Here is a 17,799-nt window from a genome sequence, read left to right as displayed (position 1 = left end):
CCCCGGCGGCGGCATCTTCGACGTACCGCGTCGGCGGTATCCCGTGGCCCGCGCTTCCGCCGTACCGTCATCTCATGCGTCACCTGCTGCGGTGGGCCGACGCCGCGACCGCCGCGGCGGTGCTGCTGGCCGCGGTGCTGACGACGAGCGCCGGCCACCACGTGCGCGATCCGCTCGCCGGCGCGCTGGCTCTGATCGCCTGCGGGGCCCTGCTCGTGCGCCGCCGGTGGCCGTACCCGGCGCTGCTGGTCTCGACCGTCGCCGCCGAGGGCTACCTGGCCCGGGTCTCCGGCGACGGTGGCACGCTGATCCTCGCCGCGCCCCTGGTCGCGCTCTACACGGTGGCCGAGACCGGAGCCCGCCGCCGGTCGCTGTGGGTCGGCGCCGCGCTGGTGCTGGCGATCGGCGTCTTCCACACCGCGGTGCGGTCGGGCCGCTGGCTCGGCGCCGAGAACATCGCGCTGGCCGCGCTCGGCGCGCTCGCGGTGGCGGCCGGCGAGGCGGCCCGCAACCGGCGTGCCTACCAGGCCGAGGCGCTGCTGCGCGAGCAGGAGCGGGTCACCGCCGAGCGGCTGCGCATCGCCCGCGACCTGCACGACAGTGTCGGCCACCACCTCGCGCTGATCAGCGTGCAGGCGGGCGTGGCCGGCCACGTCCTGCCGGCCGGGGCCGAGCCGGTGCGCGAGACCCTCGACCAGATCCGGCTGAGCGCGCGGTCGGCGCTCGACGAGCTGCGCGACGCCGTCGGCCTGCTGCGCCGCCCGGGCGAGCCGGTCGCGCCGATCGAGCCCGCGGTCGGCCTGGCCGAGCTGGACGAGCTGCTGGCCACCTTCGAGCGGGCCGGCCTGCGCATCAGCTGCCGGCGCGACGACCCGGGCGCGCTGCCGCCGGCCACCGACGTGGTCGCGTACCGGGTGGTGCAGGAGTCGCTGACCAACGTGCGCAAGCACGCCGGTCCGGTCGCCGTGCGGCTTCTGCTGCAGCGGCGCGACGCCCAGCTGAGCGTGGTGGTGGAGAACGACGGGCCGCCCGCCGCCGACGCCGAAGGGCACGGCCTGGCCGGCATGCGGGAGCGGGTGACCGCGCTCGGCGGCTCGTTCGCGGCCGGTCCGCGCCCGCTCGGCGGCTTCCGGGTGAGCTGCCGCCTGCCGGTGGAGCATCCGGCATGATCCGGGTGGGTCTGGCGGACGATCAGCCGCTGCTGGTGGCCAGCTTCGCCACGCTGATCGCGTCGGCCGCGGACATGACGGTGTCCGGCACCGCCGGCAACGGGCACGAGGCGGTCGCGCTGGCCCGGGCCGGCGGGACAGACGTGCTGCTCATGGACATCCGGATGCCGGTGCTGGACGGGCTCGGCGCGACGCGCGAGATCACCGCGGAGCTTCCGGGCGTACGCGTGCTGATCCTGACCACCTTCGAGATCGACGAGTACGTTTTCGAGGCCCTCCGCGCCGGTGCCAGCGGCTTCCTGGGCAAGAGCGCCGAGCCGCGCGAGCTGCTGCACGCGATCCGGGTCGTGCACCGCGGCGACGCGCTGCTCACGCCGGCCGCCACCCGCAGCCTGATCGCCCGTTTCCGCAGCCATCCCGAGCGGCCGCCCACTCCCTCGCCCGAGCGGCTGTCCGGGCTGACCGATCGGGAGCGGGAGATCCTGATGCTGGTCGGGGCCGGACTGTCCAACGACGACATCGCCGGGCATCTCGTGGTCAGCCCGCACACGGTGAAGACGCACGTCAACCGGACGATGGCAAAGCTGGGCGCGCACGACCGCGCCCAACTCGTGGTGATCGCCTACGAGACCGGTCTGGTCACCCCGGAGCCATCGGGCCGCGGCCGTTCGGTCATGCCTCCTCCAGCAGGATGACGTGCAGGTTGCGGGGGCCGTGCACCCCCTCGACCCGGTTGAGCTCGATGTCGCTGGTGGCGGACGGCCCGCTGATCCAGGTGAGCGGGCGACGCGGGTCGAGCCGGGCGACGGCCTCGGGCACGGAGGCCACCACCTGGTCCGGGCGCAGCACGCAGATGTGCAGGTCGGGCAGGAGCGAGATGATCCGGCGACCCTGGTCGGGCGAGGCGTCGAGCACGATGGTCCCGGTCTCGGCGACCGCCACCGCCGCCGCCGTCACCACGCCGTCGGCGGCCGCGATGCGGTCGGCCGGGAGCCCGTCGTCGACGAGGACGTCCACCGAGGACGGCAGCCATTGCTCCGGCAGTCCCGGCGGCACGACCACGGTTCCGGCCGGCACAATCTTCTCGATCGCGGCGGCCACTTCGGCTGCGCGATGAACCACCGCCTTGTAGTCCTCGAGCCGCTCCACAAGAAGGTCCAAGTCGGCCGGGACCGAGCCGCGCCGATAGTCGCGCGGGATCTCGCTTGGTGCCCGGCTGTGGACCAGCGCCGCGCGAACCCGGTCGAGAATGACGTCCTTCGAGCTCATCGCCCTCGCCACCAATCGCGGAACGTCTCCTCCGGCGGCGCCGGCAGATCGCGGCTCGCCGACCACCCGTTCAGCGGCGGTGGCAACCCGCGGCCCTTGCGGCCCGCCAGCCGGGCCAGCTTGGCGGCGTGCTGGGCCTTCTCGTAGAGCCGGGGACGGTCCATCGTGTACGCCGCCGCCGCCATCACCGCCGCCTCCGACCGTGGGTGCGGCGCCTGGTCGCGCAGGTGGACGAGGATCGACGGGATGTCGATCTTCACCGGGCAGGCGTCGAAGCAGGCGCCGCACAGCGACGACGCGTACGGCAGCGTGGCGTTGTCGTCCACGCCGGTGAGCTGCGGCGACAGCACCGCTCCGATCGGGCCGGGATAGACCGACCCGTACGCGTGCCCGCCCGTCCGCTCGTAGACCGGGCACACGTTGAGGCAGGCCGAGCACCGGATGCAGTGCAGCGCCTGCCGGCCCACCTCGTCGGCCAGCACCGCACTGCGCCCGTTGTCCAGCAGCACCAGGTGGAAGCTCTGCGGCCCGTCCCCCGGCGTCACCCCGTGCCACATCGAGGTGTACGGGTTCATCCGCTCCCCGGTCGACGCCCGCGGCAGCAGTTGCAGGAACACCTCGAGGTCTTGCCAGGCCGGCACCAGCTTCTCGATGCCCATCACGGTGATCAGCGTTTCCGGCAGGGTCAGGCACATCCGCCCGTTCCCCTCCGACTCCACCACCGCCAGCGTCCCAGTCTCGGCGATCGCGAAGTTGGCCCCCGAGACCGCCACCTTCGTCGACAGGAACGTCTCGCGGAGGTAGCGCCGGGCCGCCGCGGCCAGCACCGGCGGATCGTCGGTCAGCCCCGGTTCGACGTCCGGCATCGCGGACAGGAAGATCTCCCGGATCTCCGAGCGGTTCCGGTGGATGGCCGGCACCAGGATGTGGCTCGGCTTGTCGTTCCCGAGCTGCACGATGAGCTCGGCCAGGTCGGTCTCGACCGGCGCGATCCCGGCCGCCTCGAGCGCCTCGTTGAGCCCGATCTCCTGGGTCGCCATCGACTTGACCTTGATGACCCGCTTCTCGCCGGTCCGCCGCACCAGGTCGGTGACGATGGCGTTGGCCTCGTTGGCGTCGGCCGCCCAGTGCACGACCCCACCGGCGGCGGTCACCTTCTCCTCGAGCTGCTCCAACAGCAAGGGCAAGTTCGCCATCGTGTACGCCTTGAGCGCCGATCCCGCCGCCCGCAGCTCCTGCCAGTCCGGCAGTTCGGCGATGACCCGCCCCGACTTCCCGCGGATCGTCGTGGTGGCGTGCTGCAGGTTGCGCCGCAGCTGCGCGTTCGCGAGCGCCTCCCGAGCCGCCACCGGGAACGGCTCGTCCCCCCGCAGCTGTCCCACCCCGCGCGGCGCCCGCGCCGGCATCCCCAGGAACGTCATGCCGCCGCCCCCATCCAAGCCGGGCGCACGTGCGCCGAGCGGACCCGCGTCCTCCGGATCGTCATGCCGCCGCCTCCGTCGATGCCAGGATCTCGGCCAGATGGACGGTGCGGACGCCGGTGCGCAGCCGCGACAGCCCGCCGCCGATGTGCATGAGGCACGACGCGTCGCCGGCCGTGCACACATCCGCACCCGTGTCGAGCACGTGCCGCATCTTGTCCGCCAGCATCGCCGTCGACGTATCCGCATTTTTCACGCTGAAGGTGCCGCCGAACCCACAGCATTGCTCCGCCGCCGGCAGCTCCACCAGGTCGAGCCCCCGCACCTTCCGCAACAACCGCAGCGGCTTGTCCCCGACCCGGAGCACCCGCAGCGAGTGGCACGTCGGGTGATATGTCACCCGGTGCGGGAAGTAAGCGCCCACGTCCTCGATACCGAGCACGTCGACCAGCAGTTCCGACAGCTCATAGGTCCGAGACGCCACCGCCTCGGCCCGCGACGCCAGCCGTGCGTCGCCGCCCGCGACCATCGCATGCTGGTGCCGCACCGATCCGACGCAGCTCCCGGACGGGGCGACCACCACGTCGAACTTCTCAAAGGTCCGGATATGTCGCCGGACGAGCGGCAAAGCATCCTTCTGGTACCCGGTGTTGATGTGCATCTGGCCGCAACAGGTCTGCTCCTCGGGGAACACGACCTCGTGACCGAGCCGCTCGAGCAGCAGCACGGTCGCCTTGGCCGCGGCCGGGAACAGGGTGTCGGCCAGGCAGGTCGCGAACAATGCGATCCGCACTCGCACACCTCCCTTCAGAAGCCGACGGTCAGAGCCGTTCGGCAGCGGCGCGCCACGCCGCCGGATCGCCGCCCGGCTCGTACCGCACGATCTGCTGAGTCTGTCGCAAAACCGCGCGCAGCGCCGCAAGGTCTCCCTCGATCACGCCCGCCGCCCGCGCCTGCACCAGCACGTTGCCGAGCGCCGTCGCCTCGACCGGCCCGGCCAGCACCGGCAGGCCGCAGGCGTCCGCGGTCAGCTGACAGAGCAGGGCGTTGCGCGCTCCCCCGCCGACGATGTGCACCGCATCCACCGACCGGCCGGCCAGCTCCTGCGCCTTCTCGACCGCCCGCCGGTGCGCCAGCGCCAGACTGTCCACGATGCAGCGGGTGATGACCGCGGGCGTCGCGTCCGTGGGCAGTCCCGCCGCCCGGACCATCCGCCCCGACATATCGCCCGGCGGCAGGAACACCGCGTCGTCCAGGTCCACGACGTACCGCAGCGCCGGCTCCCGGGAAGCCGCGATCAGCAAACCCGAAATGTCCGGCGATTCCCACTCTCGCATCGCCTCCTGCAACGGCCATAGGCCCATGACGTTGCGGAGATAGCGGATCGTCCCGTCGACCCCGCCTTCATTGGTGAAGTTGGCCGCTCGCGACGCCGCCGACAGCACCGGCTCATCCAACTCGAGCCCGACCAGAGACCAGGTCCCACAAGAGATATAGGCGAAATTTCCGGCGGCCGGCACTCCCACGACCGCCGAGGCCGTATCGTGCGACCCGACCGCCACGACCGGCGTGCCCTCGAACTCACCGATCACCGAACCCGGTTGCCGGATCGGCGGGAACAGCGACGGACGCAGGCCCACGTCGGAGATCAACGGCAACGACCAGTTTCGCGTACGGACGTCAAGCAGTTCCGTGGTTGAAGCGTTCGTGTACTCCGCACCCAGCTCGCCGGTCAGCCAGTAGGCCAGCAGGTCGGGGATCAGCAACATCTGCTGCGCCGCCTCGTACTGCGGCGTGCCGAGCGACGAGACCAGCTGGTAGATCGTGTTGAACGGCAGCTTCTGCAGCCCGGTCACCGCATAGAGCCGCTCGTCGCCGACCCTCCGCGCCACCCGCTCGGTCACGCCTTCGGTGCGCCCGTCCCGGTAGTGCACCGGGTTGCCGAGCAGCGCGCCCGACGCGTCGAGCAGGCCGTAGTCGACCGCCCACGAGTCGATCCCGATGCTGTCCACCGGCCCGGCCGCCCGCAGCCCGTCGAGCACGCCGCGATACAGCGAGAGGATGTCCCAGTGGAGCGTCCCGCCCGCGCGCACCGGCTCGTTCGCGAACCGGTGCACCTCGGTCAGTTCCACGCCGGACTCGCCGACGCGGCCGACCATCACCCGCCCGCTGGACGCGCCGAGGTCGACCGCGGCGAAAGCTCTCATCGCAGGAACGCGGCCGCCACACCCGCGTCGACCGGGATGTGCAGGCCGGTCGTGTGGGTGAGGTCGCCGCCGGTCAGCGCGAAGACGGCGTTGGCCACGTGCTCGGGCAGCACCTCGCGCTTGAGCAGGGTGCGCTGCGCGTAGTACTCGCCGAGCTTCTCCTCCGGTACGCCGTAGACGGCGGCCCGCTGCGCGCCCCATCCGCCGGCGAAGATCCCCGATCCGCGTACGACTCCGTCGGGGTTGATGCCGTTCACGCGTACGCCGTGGGCACCGAGCTCCGCCGCCAGCAGGCGCACCTGGTGGGCCTGGTCGGCCTTGGTCGCACCGTAGGCGACGTTGTTCGGCCCCGCGAAGATCGAGTTCTTGCTCGAGATGTAGACGACGTCGCCGCCCATGCCCTGCGGGATCATCACCCGGGCGGCCTCGCGCGACACCAGGAACGAGCCCTTGGCCATCACGTCGTGCTGCCGGTCCCAGTCGGCCTCGGTCGTCTCCAGCAGCGGCTTCGAGATCGACAGGCCGGCGTTGTTGACCACCAGGTCGACGCCGCCGAACGCCAGCACCGCCTCCCGCAGCGACTCGACGATCGCGTCGGCGCTGGTCACGTCGGCGGCCACCGCGATCGCCGCGTCGAGCCCGCCGATCTCGCCGGCGACGTTCCTCGCCGCCTCGAAATCACGGTCGGCCACGATCACGCACGCGCCCTCGGTCGCGAGCCGCAGCGCGATGGCCCGCCCGATGCCCGAGCCGGCGCCGGTGACGTACGCGATCCGGGTCGCCAGCGGCTTGGGCTTCGGCATCCGCCGAAGCTTCGCCTCCTCCAGCGCCCAATACTCGATGCGGAACTTCTCGGCCTCATCGATCGGTGCATAGGTCGACACCGACTCGGCGCCGCGCATCACGTTTATCGCGTTGACGTAGAACTCGCCGGCCACCCGGGCGGTCTGCTTGTTAGCACCGAACGAGAACATGCCCACGCCCGGAACCAGCACGATCGCCGGATCGGCGCCACGTATCGCCGGGCTTTCCGCGGTCGCGTGCCGCTCGTAGTAGCCGCGGTAGTCGTCCCGGTAGGCCGCGTGCAGCTCCTTGGCCCGGGCCACGACGTCGTCGAGCGGCGCGTCCGGCGCGGTGTCGAGCACCATCGGCTTGACCTTGGTGCGCAGGAAGTGGTCGGGGCAGGACGTCCCGAGCGCGGCCAGCTCCGGCATCCGCTCGCTGTCGACGAAGTCGAGCACGACCGCGTCGTCGGTGTAGTGCCCGACCTGGGCCCGGTCGGTGGAGGCGAGCCCGCGCAGGACCGGGAAGAGAGCGGCCGCGCGCTCCCGGCGCTCGACGCTCCCGAGCGGGTCGTGCACGGCGGGCCCGAACGGCTGCGGACGGCCGTGCGACGCCAGGTAAGCCGCCGCCGTCTCGATGATCTCGCGCGAGTGGGCCTCGCACTCCGCGCTCGTCGCACCCCAGGCCGTGATCCCATGTCCACCCAGGATCACGCCGATGGCCTGCGGATTGGCCCGCTGGACTGCGGCGATGTCGAGCCCGAGCTGGAAGCCCGGCCGGCGCCACGGCACCCAGAGCACCCGGTCGCCGAAGATCTCCTTGGTCAGCGCCGGGCCGTCGGCAGCGGTGGCGATCGCGATGCCCGAGTCCGGGTGCAGGTGATCGACGTGCGCGACGTCGACGAGCCCGTGCATGGCAGTGTCGATGCTCGGCGCCGCCCCGCCCCGGCCGTGCAGGCAGAAGTCGAAGGCCCCGACCATCTCGTCCTCGCGCTCGACGCCCGGATAGACCCCGGTCAGCGCACGCAGCCGGTCGAGCCGCAGCACGGCGAGCCCGTTCTCGGTGAGCGTGCCGAGGTCGCCGCCCGAGCCCTTGACCCAGAGCAGCTCGGCCGACGCGCCGGTCACCGGGTCGGTCTCGGCGCCCTTGGCCGAGGTGTTGCCCCCGGCGTAGTTGGTGTTGCGCGGATCGGCGCCGAGCCGGTTGCTGCGCTCCAGAAGCTCACGGACTGCCGGGTTGGTCATGGGGTTCGCTTCCCGCTCGTGAAACGTTTCATAGATGACAGGCAGATTACGGGGGCGGGCGCTCGCGGTCAAGACGCCCAGCTCTGCTCACCTGGGCGCGCGCAGTGGTCCAGCTCCGCTCACCCCGACGCGCGTGGTGCCCCCAGCCCCTGCTCACCTCGGGCCCTACGCCACCCCACCCCGTTCAGTGGGTGGGGTGAGATTACGGCCGGGGTACGACATTTTTCGGCGCGCCGTCCACAGCGAAGCCCTCCGTTCTCGGGGTTCGCGGCGACGCACCAGCAACCGGCTCAGCGACCCGCCCAGCCCGGCATCCAAACCGCTCAGCGCCAGCCCAGCGAAACCACTCAGCCCACGCCGAACGAGACCGCGAAACCCCGCCCAGCGAAAGCCCAGCAAAGCCGCCCAGCAAAAGCCCAGCAAAAGCCCAGCAAAGCCCAGCGAAAGCCCAGCAAAGCCCAGCAAAGCCCCCCAGCCGAGTTCACCGAAACCGCGAACCCCACCTCACCGAGACCGCTTAGGAGCAATGGTCGAGGCCCGAGCCACCAACTCCGGCGTGAAGAACAACTGCTGATGCTCATGCGCCGGATTTGTCGCCTCATCGAGCACCAGGTTGGCCGCCGCCCGCCCCAACTCCTGCCGCGGCTGGCGCACCGACGTCAACGGCACCGCGGCCGCCGCCGCGAACTCGATGTCGTCGAAGCCGACGATCGCGAGGTCGTCCGGCACCCGCAGGCCCGCGCCGATCCCCTGCTGCAGCAGCCCGAGCGCGAGCATGTCGTTGGCGCAGAAGGCGGCCGTGGGCCGCCGCCGGGCCGGCAACCCGGCCAGCCGCTCCCCCGCCGACCGTCCTTCCGCGACGGTCATCGCCTCGGTCGGCAGGTTGATCAGGTCGTCGGCGGGCAGCCCCAGCTCGGCCCAGACCTCGCGCGCGCCCTGCAGACGCTCGCGCACCTGGCCGATCGACTCCGGCCCGCCGATGAACGCCACCCGCGTGTGTCCCTGCTCGACCAGATGCTCGATGGCGACCCGGCCGCCGTGCACGTCGTCGACCGCGACCGAGCAGCAGCTGCCGTCGTCGCTCTTGCGGTCGACGATCACCAGCGGCACGCCGCGCTTGGCCAGGTCGAGAAGGTAGCCCGCCTCGGGGTTGACCGGGGTGATCAGGATGCCCTGCACGCGCTGCTGGAGGAGCCGGTCGAGGTGGGCCTCCTCGCGCTCGGCCCGGCTGTTGCTGTTGCAGATGAACAGGGACAGGTCGGCGTCCTCGGCGGCGAGCTCGATGCCCTGGGCCACGTCGTGGAAGAACGGGTTGGTGCCGTCCAGCATCACGTACGCCAGCGTGCGGCTCGTCCCGGCCCGCAGCTGCCGCGCCGACTCGTTGCGCACGAAGCCCAGGTCGGCCATGGCTCGCTCGACCCGCTCGCGGGTGCGCGCGCTGACCACCTCGGGGCGGTTCATGACATTTGAGACCGTGCCCAGCGAGACGCCGGCGGCGGCGGCCACGTCCTTGACGGACGGCGTCCTGCCGTTCAGCACGGGAACCCCCCTTTGAAACGTTGAAGCAGCATCCTACGGTACGCGACCCCCGCGTCATGACCGTATTTCCGCAACGTTTCCAACCCGTGCTTGACACGTGTGATCGGGGCCACCTACGTTTGTGAAACATTTCAAACAGGGAGGTGCTCGTGGCGGAGCCCAGGGCCCTGCTCGAGGTCCGCGACGTGACGAAGTCCTTCGGCGCGGTCGCGGCCGTCCAGGGCGTCAGCTTCCCGCTGTTCGGCGGCGAGGCGCATGCCCTCGTCGGCGAGAACGGGGCCGGCAAGTCCACGATCGTGAAGATGCTGGCCGGCGTGCACCGGCCGGACACCGGCACGCTGCGCATCGGCGACCGCGACGTCGATTTCGCCGGCCCGGCCGACGCCAAGGCGGCCGGCATCGCGGTGATCTATCAGGAGCCCACGCTGTTCCCCGATCTCTCCGTGGCCGAGAACATCGCGATGGGCAACCAGCCACTGACCCGGCTGCGCCAGATCGACCGCAAGGCCATGCACGCCAACGCCGAGGCCCTGTTCCGCCGGCTGGGCGTCCACATCGACCCGACCCGGCCGGCCCGCGGCCTCTCCATCGCCGACCAGCAGCTGGTCGAGATCGCCAAGGCGCTGTCCAGCGAGGCCCGCATCCTGATCATGGATGAGCCGACGGCGGCACTGTCCGCAGTCGAGGTCGAGCGGCTCTTCGCCGTGGTGCGGTCGCTGCGCGACGAGGGCGCCGCGATCCTGTTCATCTCGCATCGCTTCGAGGAGATCACCGAGCTCTGCCAGCGCGTGACGATCATGCGGGACGGCCGGCACGTCACCACCGAGCCGATGGCCGGCCTCACCGTCGACGACATGATCCGGCGGATGGTCGGCCGCGATCTGAGCGCGCTCTTCCCCAAGCAGGAGGTCGCGCCGGGCGAGGTGATGCTCCAGGTGGAGGACCTCACCCGGGAAGGCGTGTTCCGCGACGTCTCCTTCGAGGTACGGGCCGGCGAGATCGTCGCGCTGGCCGGGCTGGTCGGCGCCGGCCGCTCCGAGGTGATGCAAGCCGTCTTCGGCGTCGATCCGTATGACTCCGGGTCCGTCCTGATAACCGGAAAACCCCTCAAGCCCGGCAACCCGCGGGCAGCCATGGCGGCCGGCATGGCCCTGGTCCCCGAGGACCGGCGGCAGCAGGGCCTGATCATGGACCTGTCGATCGAGCGCAACATCACCCTCCCCCGGGCCCGCAAGCTCGCCCGGCTCGGCCTGCTCTTCGGCGGCGCGGAAACGAGGGCGGCCGCCACCTGGGCCGGCAAGCTGCAGACCAAGCTGGGCAAGCTCTCGGACGCGGTCGGCACCCTCTCCGGCGGCAACCAGCAGAAGGTCGTGCTGGCCAAGTGGCTGTCCACCGGCCCGCAACTGCTGATCGTCGACGAGCCGACCCGCGGCATCGACGTCGGCACCAAGGCCGAGGTTCATCGGCTGATGTCCTCGCTCGCCGCCGACGGCCTCGCGATCGTGATGGTCTCTTCCGAGCTGCCCGAGGTGCTGGGCATGGCCGACCGGGTCGTCGTGCTGCGCGAGGGCCGGGTCGCGGCCACGCTGAGCCGGGCCGAGGCCACCGAGGAGTCCGTCATGTACGCCGCGATGGGCCAGGAGGCGGCGGCATGACTCCGCTCGCGCTGCGACAGAAGCCGCAGAAGACATTCCAGAGCATCCTCAAGACCCGTGAACTGGGCATCGTCCTGGCCCTGGCCGCGCTGGTCCTCTACACGACGATCAGCAACCCGCGCTTCCTCTCCACCCAGAGCATCCGCGACAACCTGCTGAACACGGCGATCCTCGCGGTGATGGCGACCGGCCAGGCGATCGTGGTGATCACCCGGAACATCGACCTCAGCGTCGGCTCGGTGCTCGGCCTGTCCGCCTTCGCGGTCGCCACCCTGATGAGCGACCACCGCGGCCTGCCGATGATCGTCGCGATCCTGGTCGGCCTCGCCGTCGGAGCGGCCTGCGGCCTGCTCAACGGCATCCTGGTCCGGTACGGGAAAGTGCCCGCGCTCGTGGTCACGCTCGGCACCCTCTACATGTACCGCGGCATCGTCTACCAATGGGCCGGCGGCTCGCAGGTCAACGCCGACGAGCTCCCGCCGCACTTCCTGAGCTTCGCCAACGACAACTTCCTCGGCATCCCGTGGCTCGTGCTGATCGCGCTGATCGTGGTCGGCGGCGGGTCGCTGCTGATGCGCAACTACAAGGTCGGCCGCGAGCTGTACGCGATGGGCTCGAGCCCGCAGGCGGCCGAGCTGGCCGGTATCAAGGTCGCCCGCAACCTGCTCGGCGCGTTCCTGCTCAGCGGCGCGCTGGCCGGCCTGGCCGGGGTCCTGTTCGCGGCCCGGTTCGGCACGGTCGACGCCAGCGCCGGCACCGGCTACGAGCTCAACGTGGTGGCCGCGGTCGTGGTCGGCGGCGTGGCCGTCTTCGGCGGAAGCGGCACCGTCTGGGGCGCCGGCCTCGGCGCGCTGCTGCTCACCGTGATCAGCAGCGCCCTCGCCGTACTCGACATCAACCAGTTCTGGCAGCAGGCCATCGTCGGCGCGCTGATCATCCTGGCCATCTGCGCCGATCGCCTGGTTGCCGTCCGCATCGCCCGCTCGCTGCGAAAGAGGGACGCGCGTGGTTAAGAAACTGGGCAGCTGGGACGCCATCATCATCCTGCTGACGGTCGTCGTCCTGATCATCGCCTCGGCCACCGTCGACAACTTCGGCACGAGCCGGAACTTCACCTTCATGGTGCTCGACCTGATGCCGATCATCCTGGTCGCGCTGCCGATGACGATGATCATCGTGACCGGCGAGATCGACCTGTCGGTGGCCAGCGTCCTCGGCCTGACCAGCTCGCTGATGGGCTGGTTCTGGAACCACGGCCTCTCGATCGAGACGATCATCCCGCTCTGCATCCTGATCGGGGCGGTCGCCGGCGCCCTCAACGGCTTCCTGATCACCGGTCTCGGGTTGCCTTCGCTGGCGGTCACGATCGGCACCCTGGCCCTCTACCGCGGCCTCGCCCTGGTCGTGCTCGGCGACACCGCCGTGGCCGACTTCCCGTTCAACTACACCGGCTGGGTCACCGGCACGATCGGGGACGGCGCCATCCCGAATGTGCTGATCCCGATCGTCATCCTCGCCGCGATCTTCGGCGTCGTGCAGCACGCGACGCCGGTCGGCCGCTCGCTCTACGCGATCGGCGCGAACGCCCAGGCGGCGCACTTCTCCGGCATCCGGGTGGCCAAAACCAAGTTCTGGCTGTACGTCGTGAGCGGTGCGATCTCCGGGCTGGTCGGCGTGCTGTGGACCCTCCGCTACTCCAGCGCCCGTGCCGACAACGGCGCCGGGCTCGAGCTCGCCGTGGTCGCGGCCGTCCTGCTGGGCGGCGTCTCGATCTTCGGCGGAAAGGGCAGCCTGCCCGGCGTCCTGGCCGGCGTGGTGCTGCTGACCGCGCTGCAGAACGCGCTGCGCCTGGAAGACGTCTCCGGGCAGGCGCTGAACATCGTCACGGGCGCCCTGCTCGTGCTGTCCGTCCTGCTTCCCAACATCGTCACCGCCGTTCGCGGCAACTGGCAGCGCCGCCGGCTCCGCCAGTCCGCCGCTCAGTAGATCTTTGGAGCCAGCATGTTCCGACACCGCTTGGCCGTCTCGATTTCCGCGGCCTCGATCCTGACGCTCGCCGTCGCCGGTTGTGGTGGCACAACCAAGGACAGCACCTCGAACTCGGGCGGCGGGGCACCGGCCTCGGCCGCGGCGAACCCGAACGCGCAACTGAAGACCGGTCTGAAGATCGCCTACCTGCCGAAGCAGCTCAACAACCCGTACTCCGACGTCGAGACCTCCGGTGGTGAGGAGGCGGTGAAGGAGCTGCAGGGCGAGTACAAGAAGGTGGGCCCGAACGACGCCTCGGCCTCGTCCCAGGTCTCCTACATCAACACCCTGATCCAGCAGCAGCAGGACATCATCGTGATCGCGGCGAACGACCCCAACGCGGTGTGCCCGTCGCTGAACCAGGCGCGGGCCGCGAAGATCAAGGTGGTCACCTTCGACTCGGACGCCTCCAAGGACTGCCGGGACGCCTTCATCAACCAGGCCACCACCGAGGGCATCGGCCAGTCGCTGGCCAAGATGGCACTCGAGCAGGCCGGCGCGAACGGTGGCGAGATCGCGGTGCTCTCGGCGACGCCCAATGCCACGAACCAGAACGCGTGGATCGCGGTGATGAAGGAAGAGCTGGCCAAGCCCGAGTACTCGAAGCTGAAGCTGGTCAAGGTCGCGTACGGCAACGACGACGACCAGAAGTCGTTCCAGGAGGCACAGGGCCTCATGCAGTCGTACCCGAACCTGAAGGTCATCGTCGCCCCGACCACGGTCGGCATCGCGGCCGCCGCCCGCTACATCGGCTCGTCGTCGTATAAGGGCAAGGTCGCCGTCACCGGTCTCGGCCTGCCCAACCAGATGCGCCAGTACGTCAAGGACGGCACGGTCAAGAAGTTCGCGCTGTGGAACCCGGCCGACATCGGCTACCTCGCGGCCTACGCCGGCGCGGCCCTGGCCAGCGGTCAGATCACCGGCGCCGAGGGCGACAAGTTCAAGGCCGGCAAGCTCGGCGACTACACCGTCGGCAAGGACGGCGAGATCGTCCTCGGCCCGCCGACCGAGTTCACCGCCGACAACATCGACAAGTACAACTTCTAGTCGATGCCGAGATACTGCTTCAACCTCCAGGTTCGCCCCGAACGGCTGGCGGAGTACGTGGAGCGGCACCAGGCCGTGTGGCCCGAGATGCAGGACGCACTCCGGGCCACCGGCTGGCGCAACTACTCGCTGTTCCTGCGCTCCGACGGCCTGCCGGCACCACCCCGACCGACGGCTTCCCGCTGCTCACTGAGGTATTTCACCTCGACTAGGAAAGATGTGACGAACCATGGCTGACCTGGCCGCAGTCAAGCGCGCGCTGGCCGCGCAGCGCATCGAGACCCCGTCCTGGGGCTACGCCAACTCGGGCACCCGCTTCAAGGTGTTCGCCCAGCCCGGCGTGCCGCGCAACCCCGAGGAGAAGATCGCCGACGCCGCGACCGTGCACCGGTTCACGGGCGTGGCGCCGACGGTCGCGCTGCACATCCCGTGGGACAAGGTCGACGACTACGCGGCGCTCACCTCGTACGCGCAAAGTCTCGGTGTTGAGATCGGCGCCATCAACACCAACGTCTTCCAGGACGACGACTACAAGCTCGGCTCGGTCACCAACCCCGACCCCGGCGTCCGCCGTAAGGCAACCGATCACCTGCTCGAGGCGATCGACATCATGGACCAGACCGGCTCCCGGGACCTCAAGCTGTGGTTCTCCGACGGCATCAACTACCCCGGACAGGACGATCTGCGTACGCGCCAGGACCGTCTCTCCGCCGCGCTGCGGGAGACGTACGATCGGCTCGGTCAGCACCAGCGGATCGTGCTCGAGTACAAGCTCTTCGAGCCGGCCTTCTACGCCACCGACATCCCCGACTGGGGAACGTCGTATGCCCACTGCCTGACGCTCGGCGATCGGGCGACGGTCTGCATCGACACCGGCCACCACGCCCCCGGCACCAACATCGAGTTCATCGTCGCGTTCCTGCTGCGCGCCGGCAAACTCGGCGCCTTCGACTTCAACAGCCGCTTCTACGCCGACGACGACCTGATGGTGGGCGCCGCCGACCCGTTCCAGCTGTTCCGCATCATGTACGAGATCGTCCGGGCCGACGCCCTCGACCCGGCCTACGGCATCGCCTTCATGCTCGACCAGTGTCACAACATCGAGCGCAAGATCCCGGCGATCATCCGCTCGGTGATGAACGTGCAGGAGGCGACGGCCAAGGCCCTGCTGGTCGACCGGGAAGCCTTGTTCGCCGCCCAGCGCGGTGGCGACGTCCTGGAGGCGAACGCGATTTTCATGGACGCCTACAACACCGACGTCCGGCCGCTGCTCGCCGAGGTCCGGGCCGACGCCGGGCTCGACCCCGACCCGATCGGCGCCTACAAGCGAAGCGGCTACGACGAGAAAATCGTCGCCGAGCGCGTGGGCGGCACCCAGGCCGGCTGGGGCGCCTGACCCAGCGTTCGCGAGGCGCTCCGCGTTACACCTGGTGGGGGTGCAGACCGGCCATTTTTGTCGATCTCTTCGGCCGATCGCCCGGGCGGCGCTGCTCTGTGGACCATGTGACGTCCCGTCGATGTCACCTCCGGAGCGCCAGCCATGCGGACCCTCTCCCTCCTTCGCGTCGCCGCCGCCGCGGCCGGAGTCGCCGGCTCGATCACCGTCGCCGCGGCGGCCTCGGCGTCTTCGGGCACGATCAGCATCAACCCCGGCAACGTCCCGGCGACGGCCGCGAGCTACGAGCAGGAGTGCAGCGACGGGCTCGGCGGCGGCCCGTACGCCGGCAAGGACGTCTGGGTCTTCAACCTCCCCGGCAACGCCGACCGTTCGGGCAGCTTCACGTCGATCTCGGCCGCCTTCGACACGAACGGCGACGGCACCAGCGACACCACCGTCCTGATCGACTCCGGCGCCGCCGACGGTGACGACATCGTCACGATCGGGCACAGCAAGGCGTACGCGATCACCGACGCCGGCTGGACGCTGACCGGCGCCACCGCCACGATCACCGGCGATGCCGACAAGTTCGTGCTGACCCACACCTGCGCGGCCCAGGGCGGCGGCACCACACCGCCGAGCACTCCGTCGACCACTCCGACCACCGCCCCGACGACGCCGACGACCACCGCGGCCACCCCCACCACCCCGGCCACCCCCACCAGCCCGGCCAGTTCCGCTACCACCGCGCCCACTGCCGGGACCCCGACCACGTCACCCACCTCGCCCACGACCGCCCCGGCCACCTCGCCCGCCGGGGAGACGCCGACCCCGACGCCGTCCGGTTCCGTCACCGCGGCCGGCGGCGCCGGAGCCGGCGGCGCGTCCACAGGCGGCGGCCTGGCCCTCACCGGCGCCAACGCCGGCGGCGCGGCGGCCGTGGCACTGGCGCTCATCGGCGGCGGCGCGGTCCTCGCCCTGCGTCGCCGGCGACGCTTCGTCGCCTGACCGGCGGCGCTTGGTCGCTTGACCGGCGGCGCTTCGTCGCCTGACCGGCCGCGTGAGGTGCTGACGGCCGGCACGCTTCGCCGTCATGCCGACCCCGGTGATCGTGATGTTGGCGGTGAGCCCGGTTTTCCAGGCGTTCACCGCGTTGGTCACCTTGCAGGCGCGGCCAACGGCGACACCCCGCGTCATGAAGTTGCCGCAAGAGGCGGACCGACCTGTGGATGACGCCCCAAAACTGTCGGACCCGAGCGGTTGACTCTCCCCCACCCAGTGAACGGGGTGGGGGAGAGTAGAGCACACACAACGGAGAACGTGCGGGCACATTGCTGAGGTGTGCGGCGCGATGAAGGCCGGCGCGGGCCACGTCATCGCGGCCGTCAGCGAGGCGGCAGCGCGTGCAGCGTCACCGCCTCGAGCCGTCCGCCGGCGATCGTTGCGGTCATGTACGTAGCGTGCGGCTGGCGGCGGCGATCGGTCGGGGAACCGGGGTTCAGCAGGCGCAGCCCGGTTGCGGCCGTCGTGTCCCACGGGATGTGGGAGTGGCCGAACACCAGGACGTCGACGTCGGGGAAGCGGGCGGCACACCGCGCCTCGCGGGCGGCTGCTGGGCCGGTCTCGTGCACCACCGCCAGCCGCAGGCCGTCGAGCGTCGCGTACGCGATCTCGGGCAGCCGCGCGCGCAAGCCGGGGCCGTCGTTGTTGCCGTAACACGCGATCAGGCGGCGGGAACGGGACTCCAACGCGTCCAGGGCCGCCTCGCTCACCCAGTCGCCGGCATGGATGACCACGTCGGCCGCCTCGACGGCGCTCCACAGTGCGGGCGGCAGGTCGCGCGCGCGTGCGGGCAGATGAGTGTCGGTGGTCAGCACGAGATCCATGGAAGCCACGGTAGAGGAAGCGCTCTCCTGGAACCGGTTCCGGAGAAACGGGCGACATTCCGGGAGTGATAGCAAAGGCCCGTTTTACTGATCAGCGGCGGAACCGGTTCCGGGAGTTCGGTTATCGACCCCGGCGCGGACCGTCACACCGTACGAAAGGGAACGTGTTAAGG

The 17,799-nt window shown here is 70.6% G+C and carries 17 protein-coding genes; 10 read left to right on the top strand and 7 right to left on the bottom strand.

Annotated features, from left to right (window positions below; genetic code table 11):
- Positions 1-74 precede the first annotated feature (74 nt).
- Both ACQP2F_RS02720 and ACQP2F_RS02715 read left to right on the top strand, forming a co-directional pair.
- On the top strand, positions 75-1,169 hold the full coding sequence (locus tag ACQP2F_RS02720) for a sensor histidine kinase (RefSeq protein ID WP_433300310.1): 1,095 nt from the start codon (positions 75-77) through the stop codon (positions 1,167-1,169).
- The gene (locus ACQP2F_RS02715) at positions 1,166-1,864 is read left to right on the top strand and encodes a response regulator (protein ID WP_433300308.1); all 699 of its coding nucleotides are present in this window, start codon (positions 1,166-1,168) and stop codon (positions 1,862-1,864) included. Before ACQP2F_RS02720 ends, ACQP2F_RS02715 begins: the two co-directional genes overlap by 4 nt.
- Here the strand turns inward: ACQP2F_RS02715 and ACQP2F_RS02710 are convergent.
- The 6 genes from ACQP2F_RS02710 to ACQP2F_RS02685 form a co-directional block, all read right to left on the bottom strand.
- Positions 1,842-2,438, bottom strand: a complete 597-nt coding sequence (locus ACQP2F_RS02710) for a LutC/YkgG family protein (protein WP_433300306.1) — start codon at positions 2,436-2,438, stop codon at positions 1,842-1,844. The two genes, ACQP2F_RS02715 and ACQP2F_RS02710, sit on opposite strands and share 23 nt — an antisense overlap.
- Entirely contained in the window at positions 2,435-3,859 is a 1,425-nt protein-coding gene (locus tag ACQP2F_RS02705; protein ID WP_433300305.1) for a lactate utilization protein B, read from the bottom strand. The genes ACQP2F_RS02710 and ACQP2F_RS02705 overlap by 4 nt, the downstream gene beginning before the upstream one ends.
- A 61-nt stretch (positions 3,860-3,920) precedes the next feature.
- Positions 3,921-4,652, bottom strand: a complete 732-nt coding sequence (locus ACQP2F_RS02700) for a (Fe-S)-binding protein (RefSeq protein WP_433300303.1) — start codon at positions 4,650-4,652, stop codon at positions 3,921-3,923.
- A gap of 28 nt (positions 4,653-4,680) precedes the next feature.
- Positions 4,681-6,066 carry a rhamnulokinase gene (locus ACQP2F_RS02695; protein ID WP_433300301.1) on the bottom strand — a complete coding sequence of 462 codons (1,386 nt, stop codon included), beginning with the start codon at positions 6,064-6,066 and terminating at the stop codon, positions 4,681-4,683.
- The gene (locus ACQP2F_RS02690; protein WP_433300299.1) at positions 6,063-8,093 is read right to left on the bottom strand and encodes a bifunctional aldolase/short-chain dehydrogenase; all 2,031 of its coding nucleotides are present in this window, start codon (positions 8,091-8,093) and stop codon (positions 6,063-6,065) included. The genes ACQP2F_RS02695 and ACQP2F_RS02690 overlap by 4 nt, the downstream gene beginning before the upstream one ends.
- 504 nt (positions 8,094-8,597) lie before the next feature.
- Entirely contained in the window at positions 8,598-9,632 is a 1,035-nt protein-coding gene (locus ACQP2F_RS02685; protein ID WP_433300297.1) for a LacI family DNA-binding transcriptional regulator, read from the bottom strand.
- Between the two features lie 149 nt (positions 9,633-9,781).
- Here ACQP2F_RS02685 and ACQP2F_RS02680 point away from each other — a divergent pair, with 149 nt between their 5' ends.
- From ACQP2F_RS02680 to ACQP2F_RS02645, 8 genes are all read left to right on the top strand, one after another.
- The gene (locus tag ACQP2F_RS02680) at positions 9,782-11,287 is read left to right on the top strand and encodes a sugar ABC transporter ATP-binding protein (protein WP_433300295.1); all 1,506 of its coding nucleotides are present in this window, start codon (positions 9,782-9,784) and stop codon (positions 11,285-11,287) included.
- On the top strand, positions 11,284-12,300 hold the full coding sequence (locus ACQP2F_RS02675; RefSeq protein ID WP_433300293.1) for an ABC transporter permease: 1,017 nt from the start codon (positions 11,284-11,286) through the stop codon (positions 12,298-12,300). The genes ACQP2F_RS02680 and ACQP2F_RS02675 overlap by 4 nt, the downstream gene beginning before the upstream one ends.
- Positions 12,293-13,273: an ABC transporter permease gene (locus ACQP2F_RS02670; protein WP_433300291.1), complete on the top strand. Its 981-nt coding sequence runs from the start codon at positions 12,293-12,295 to the stop codon at positions 13,271-13,273. The genes ACQP2F_RS02675 and ACQP2F_RS02670 overlap by 8 nt, the downstream gene beginning before the upstream one ends.
- Positions 13,274-13,288: 15 nt before the next feature.
- Positions 13,289-14,362: a rhamnose ABC transporter substrate-binding protein gene (gene rhaS / locus ACQP2F_RS02665; RefSeq protein ID WP_433300289.1), complete on the top strand. Its 1,074-nt coding sequence runs from the start codon at positions 13,289-13,291 to the stop codon at positions 14,360-14,362.
- A gap of 3 nt (positions 14,363-14,365) precedes the next feature.
- The gene (locus ACQP2F_RS02660; protein WP_433300287.1) at positions 14,366-14,599 is read left to right on the top strand and encodes an L-rhamnose mutarotase; all 234 of its coding nucleotides are present in this window, start codon (positions 14,366-14,368) and stop codon (positions 14,597-14,599) included.
- Entirely contained in the window at positions 14,592-15,758 is a 1,167-nt protein-coding gene (rhaI, locus tag ACQP2F_RS02655) for an L-rhamnose isomerase (RefSeq protein WP_433300285.1), read from the top strand. Before ACQP2F_RS02660 ends, rhaI begins: the two co-directional genes overlap by 8 nt.
- Positions 15,759-15,902: 144 nt before the next feature.
- Entirely contained in the window at positions 15,903-16,748 is an 846-nt protein-coding gene (locus ACQP2F_RS02650; protein WP_433300284.1) for a hypothetical protein, read from the top strand.
- An 85-nt stretch (positions 16,749-16,833) separates the two neighbouring features.
- On the top strand, positions 16,834-17,004 hold the full coding sequence (locus tag ACQP2F_RS02645) for a hypothetical protein (protein ID WP_433300282.1): 171 nt from the start codon (positions 16,834-16,836) through the stop codon (positions 17,002-17,004).
- Positions 17,005-17,125: 121 nt separating this feature from the next.
- Here ACQP2F_RS02645 and ACQP2F_RS02640 read toward each other — a convergent pair whose 3' ends face one another.
- Entirely contained in the window at positions 17,126-17,626 is a 501-nt protein-coding gene (locus ACQP2F_RS02640) for a metallophosphoesterase family protein (RefSeq protein ID WP_433300280.1), read from the bottom strand.
- Positions 17,627-17,799: the final 173 nt, after the last annotated feature.

It is taken from the genome of Actinoplanes sp. CA-030573, from assembly GCF_050951115.1.
Taxonomy (GTDB): Bacteria; Actinomycetota; Actinomycetes; order Mycobacteriales; family Micromonosporaceae; genus Actinoplanes.
The sequence above is the reverse complement of the archived record's forward strand: the minus strand, read 5'-3'. Positions and strand labels throughout refer to the sequence as shown.

Bases quoted from the DNA above. Each gene is read 5' to 3' on its own strand.
- ACQP2F_RS02720 (WP_433300310.1), top strand. From the start codon at position 75: ATGCGTCACCTGCTGCGGTGGGCCGACGCCGCGACCGCCGCGGCGGTG.
- ACQP2F_RS02715 (WP_433300308.1), top strand. From the start codon at position 1,166: ATGATCCGGGTGGGTCTGGCGGACGATCAGCCGCTGCTGGTGGCCAGC.
- ACQP2F_RS02710 (WP_433300306.1), bottom strand. From the start codon at position 2,438: ATGAGCTCGAAGGACGTCATTCTCGACCGGGTTCGCGCGGCGCTGGTC.
- ACQP2F_RS02705 (WP_433300305.1), bottom strand. From the start codon at position 3,859: ATGACGTTCCTGGGGATGCCGGCGCGGGCGCCGCGCGGGGTGGGACAG.
- ACQP2F_RS02695 (WP_433300301.1), bottom strand. From the start codon at position 6,066: ATGAGAGCTTTCGCCGCGGTCGACCTCGGCGCGTCCAGCGGGCGGGTG.
- ACQP2F_RS02690 (WP_433300299.1), bottom strand. From the start codon at position 8,093: ATGACCAACCCGGCAGTCCGTGAGCTTCTGGAGCGCAGCAACCGGCTC.
- ACQP2F_RS02675 (WP_433300293.1), top strand. From the start codon at position 11,284: ATGACTCCGCTCGCGCTGCGACAGAAGCCGCAGAAGACATTCCAGAGC.
- rhaS (WP_433300289.1), top strand. From the start codon at position 13,289: ATGTTCCGACACCGCTTGGCCGTCTCGATTTCCGCGGCCTCGATCCTG.
- ACQP2F_RS02660 (WP_433300287.1), top strand. From the start codon at position 14,366: ATGCCGAGATACTGCTTCAACCTCCAGGTTCGCCCCGAACGGCTGGCG.
- rhaI (WP_433300285.1), top strand. From the start codon at position 14,592: ATGGCTGACCTGGCCGCAGTCAAGCGCGCGCTGGCCGCGCAGCGCATC.
- ACQP2F_RS02650 (WP_433300284.1), top strand. From the start codon at position 15,903: ATGCGGACCCTCTCCCTCCTTCGCGTCGCCGCCGCCGCGGCCGGAGTC.
- ACQP2F_RS02645 (WP_433300282.1), top strand. From the start codon at position 16,834: ATGCCGACCCCGGTGATCGTGATGTTGGCGGTGAGCCCGGTTTTCCAG.
- ACQP2F_RS02640 (WP_433300280.1), bottom strand. From the start codon at position 17,626: ATGGATCTCGTGCTGACCACCGACACTCATCTGCCCGCACGCGCGCGC.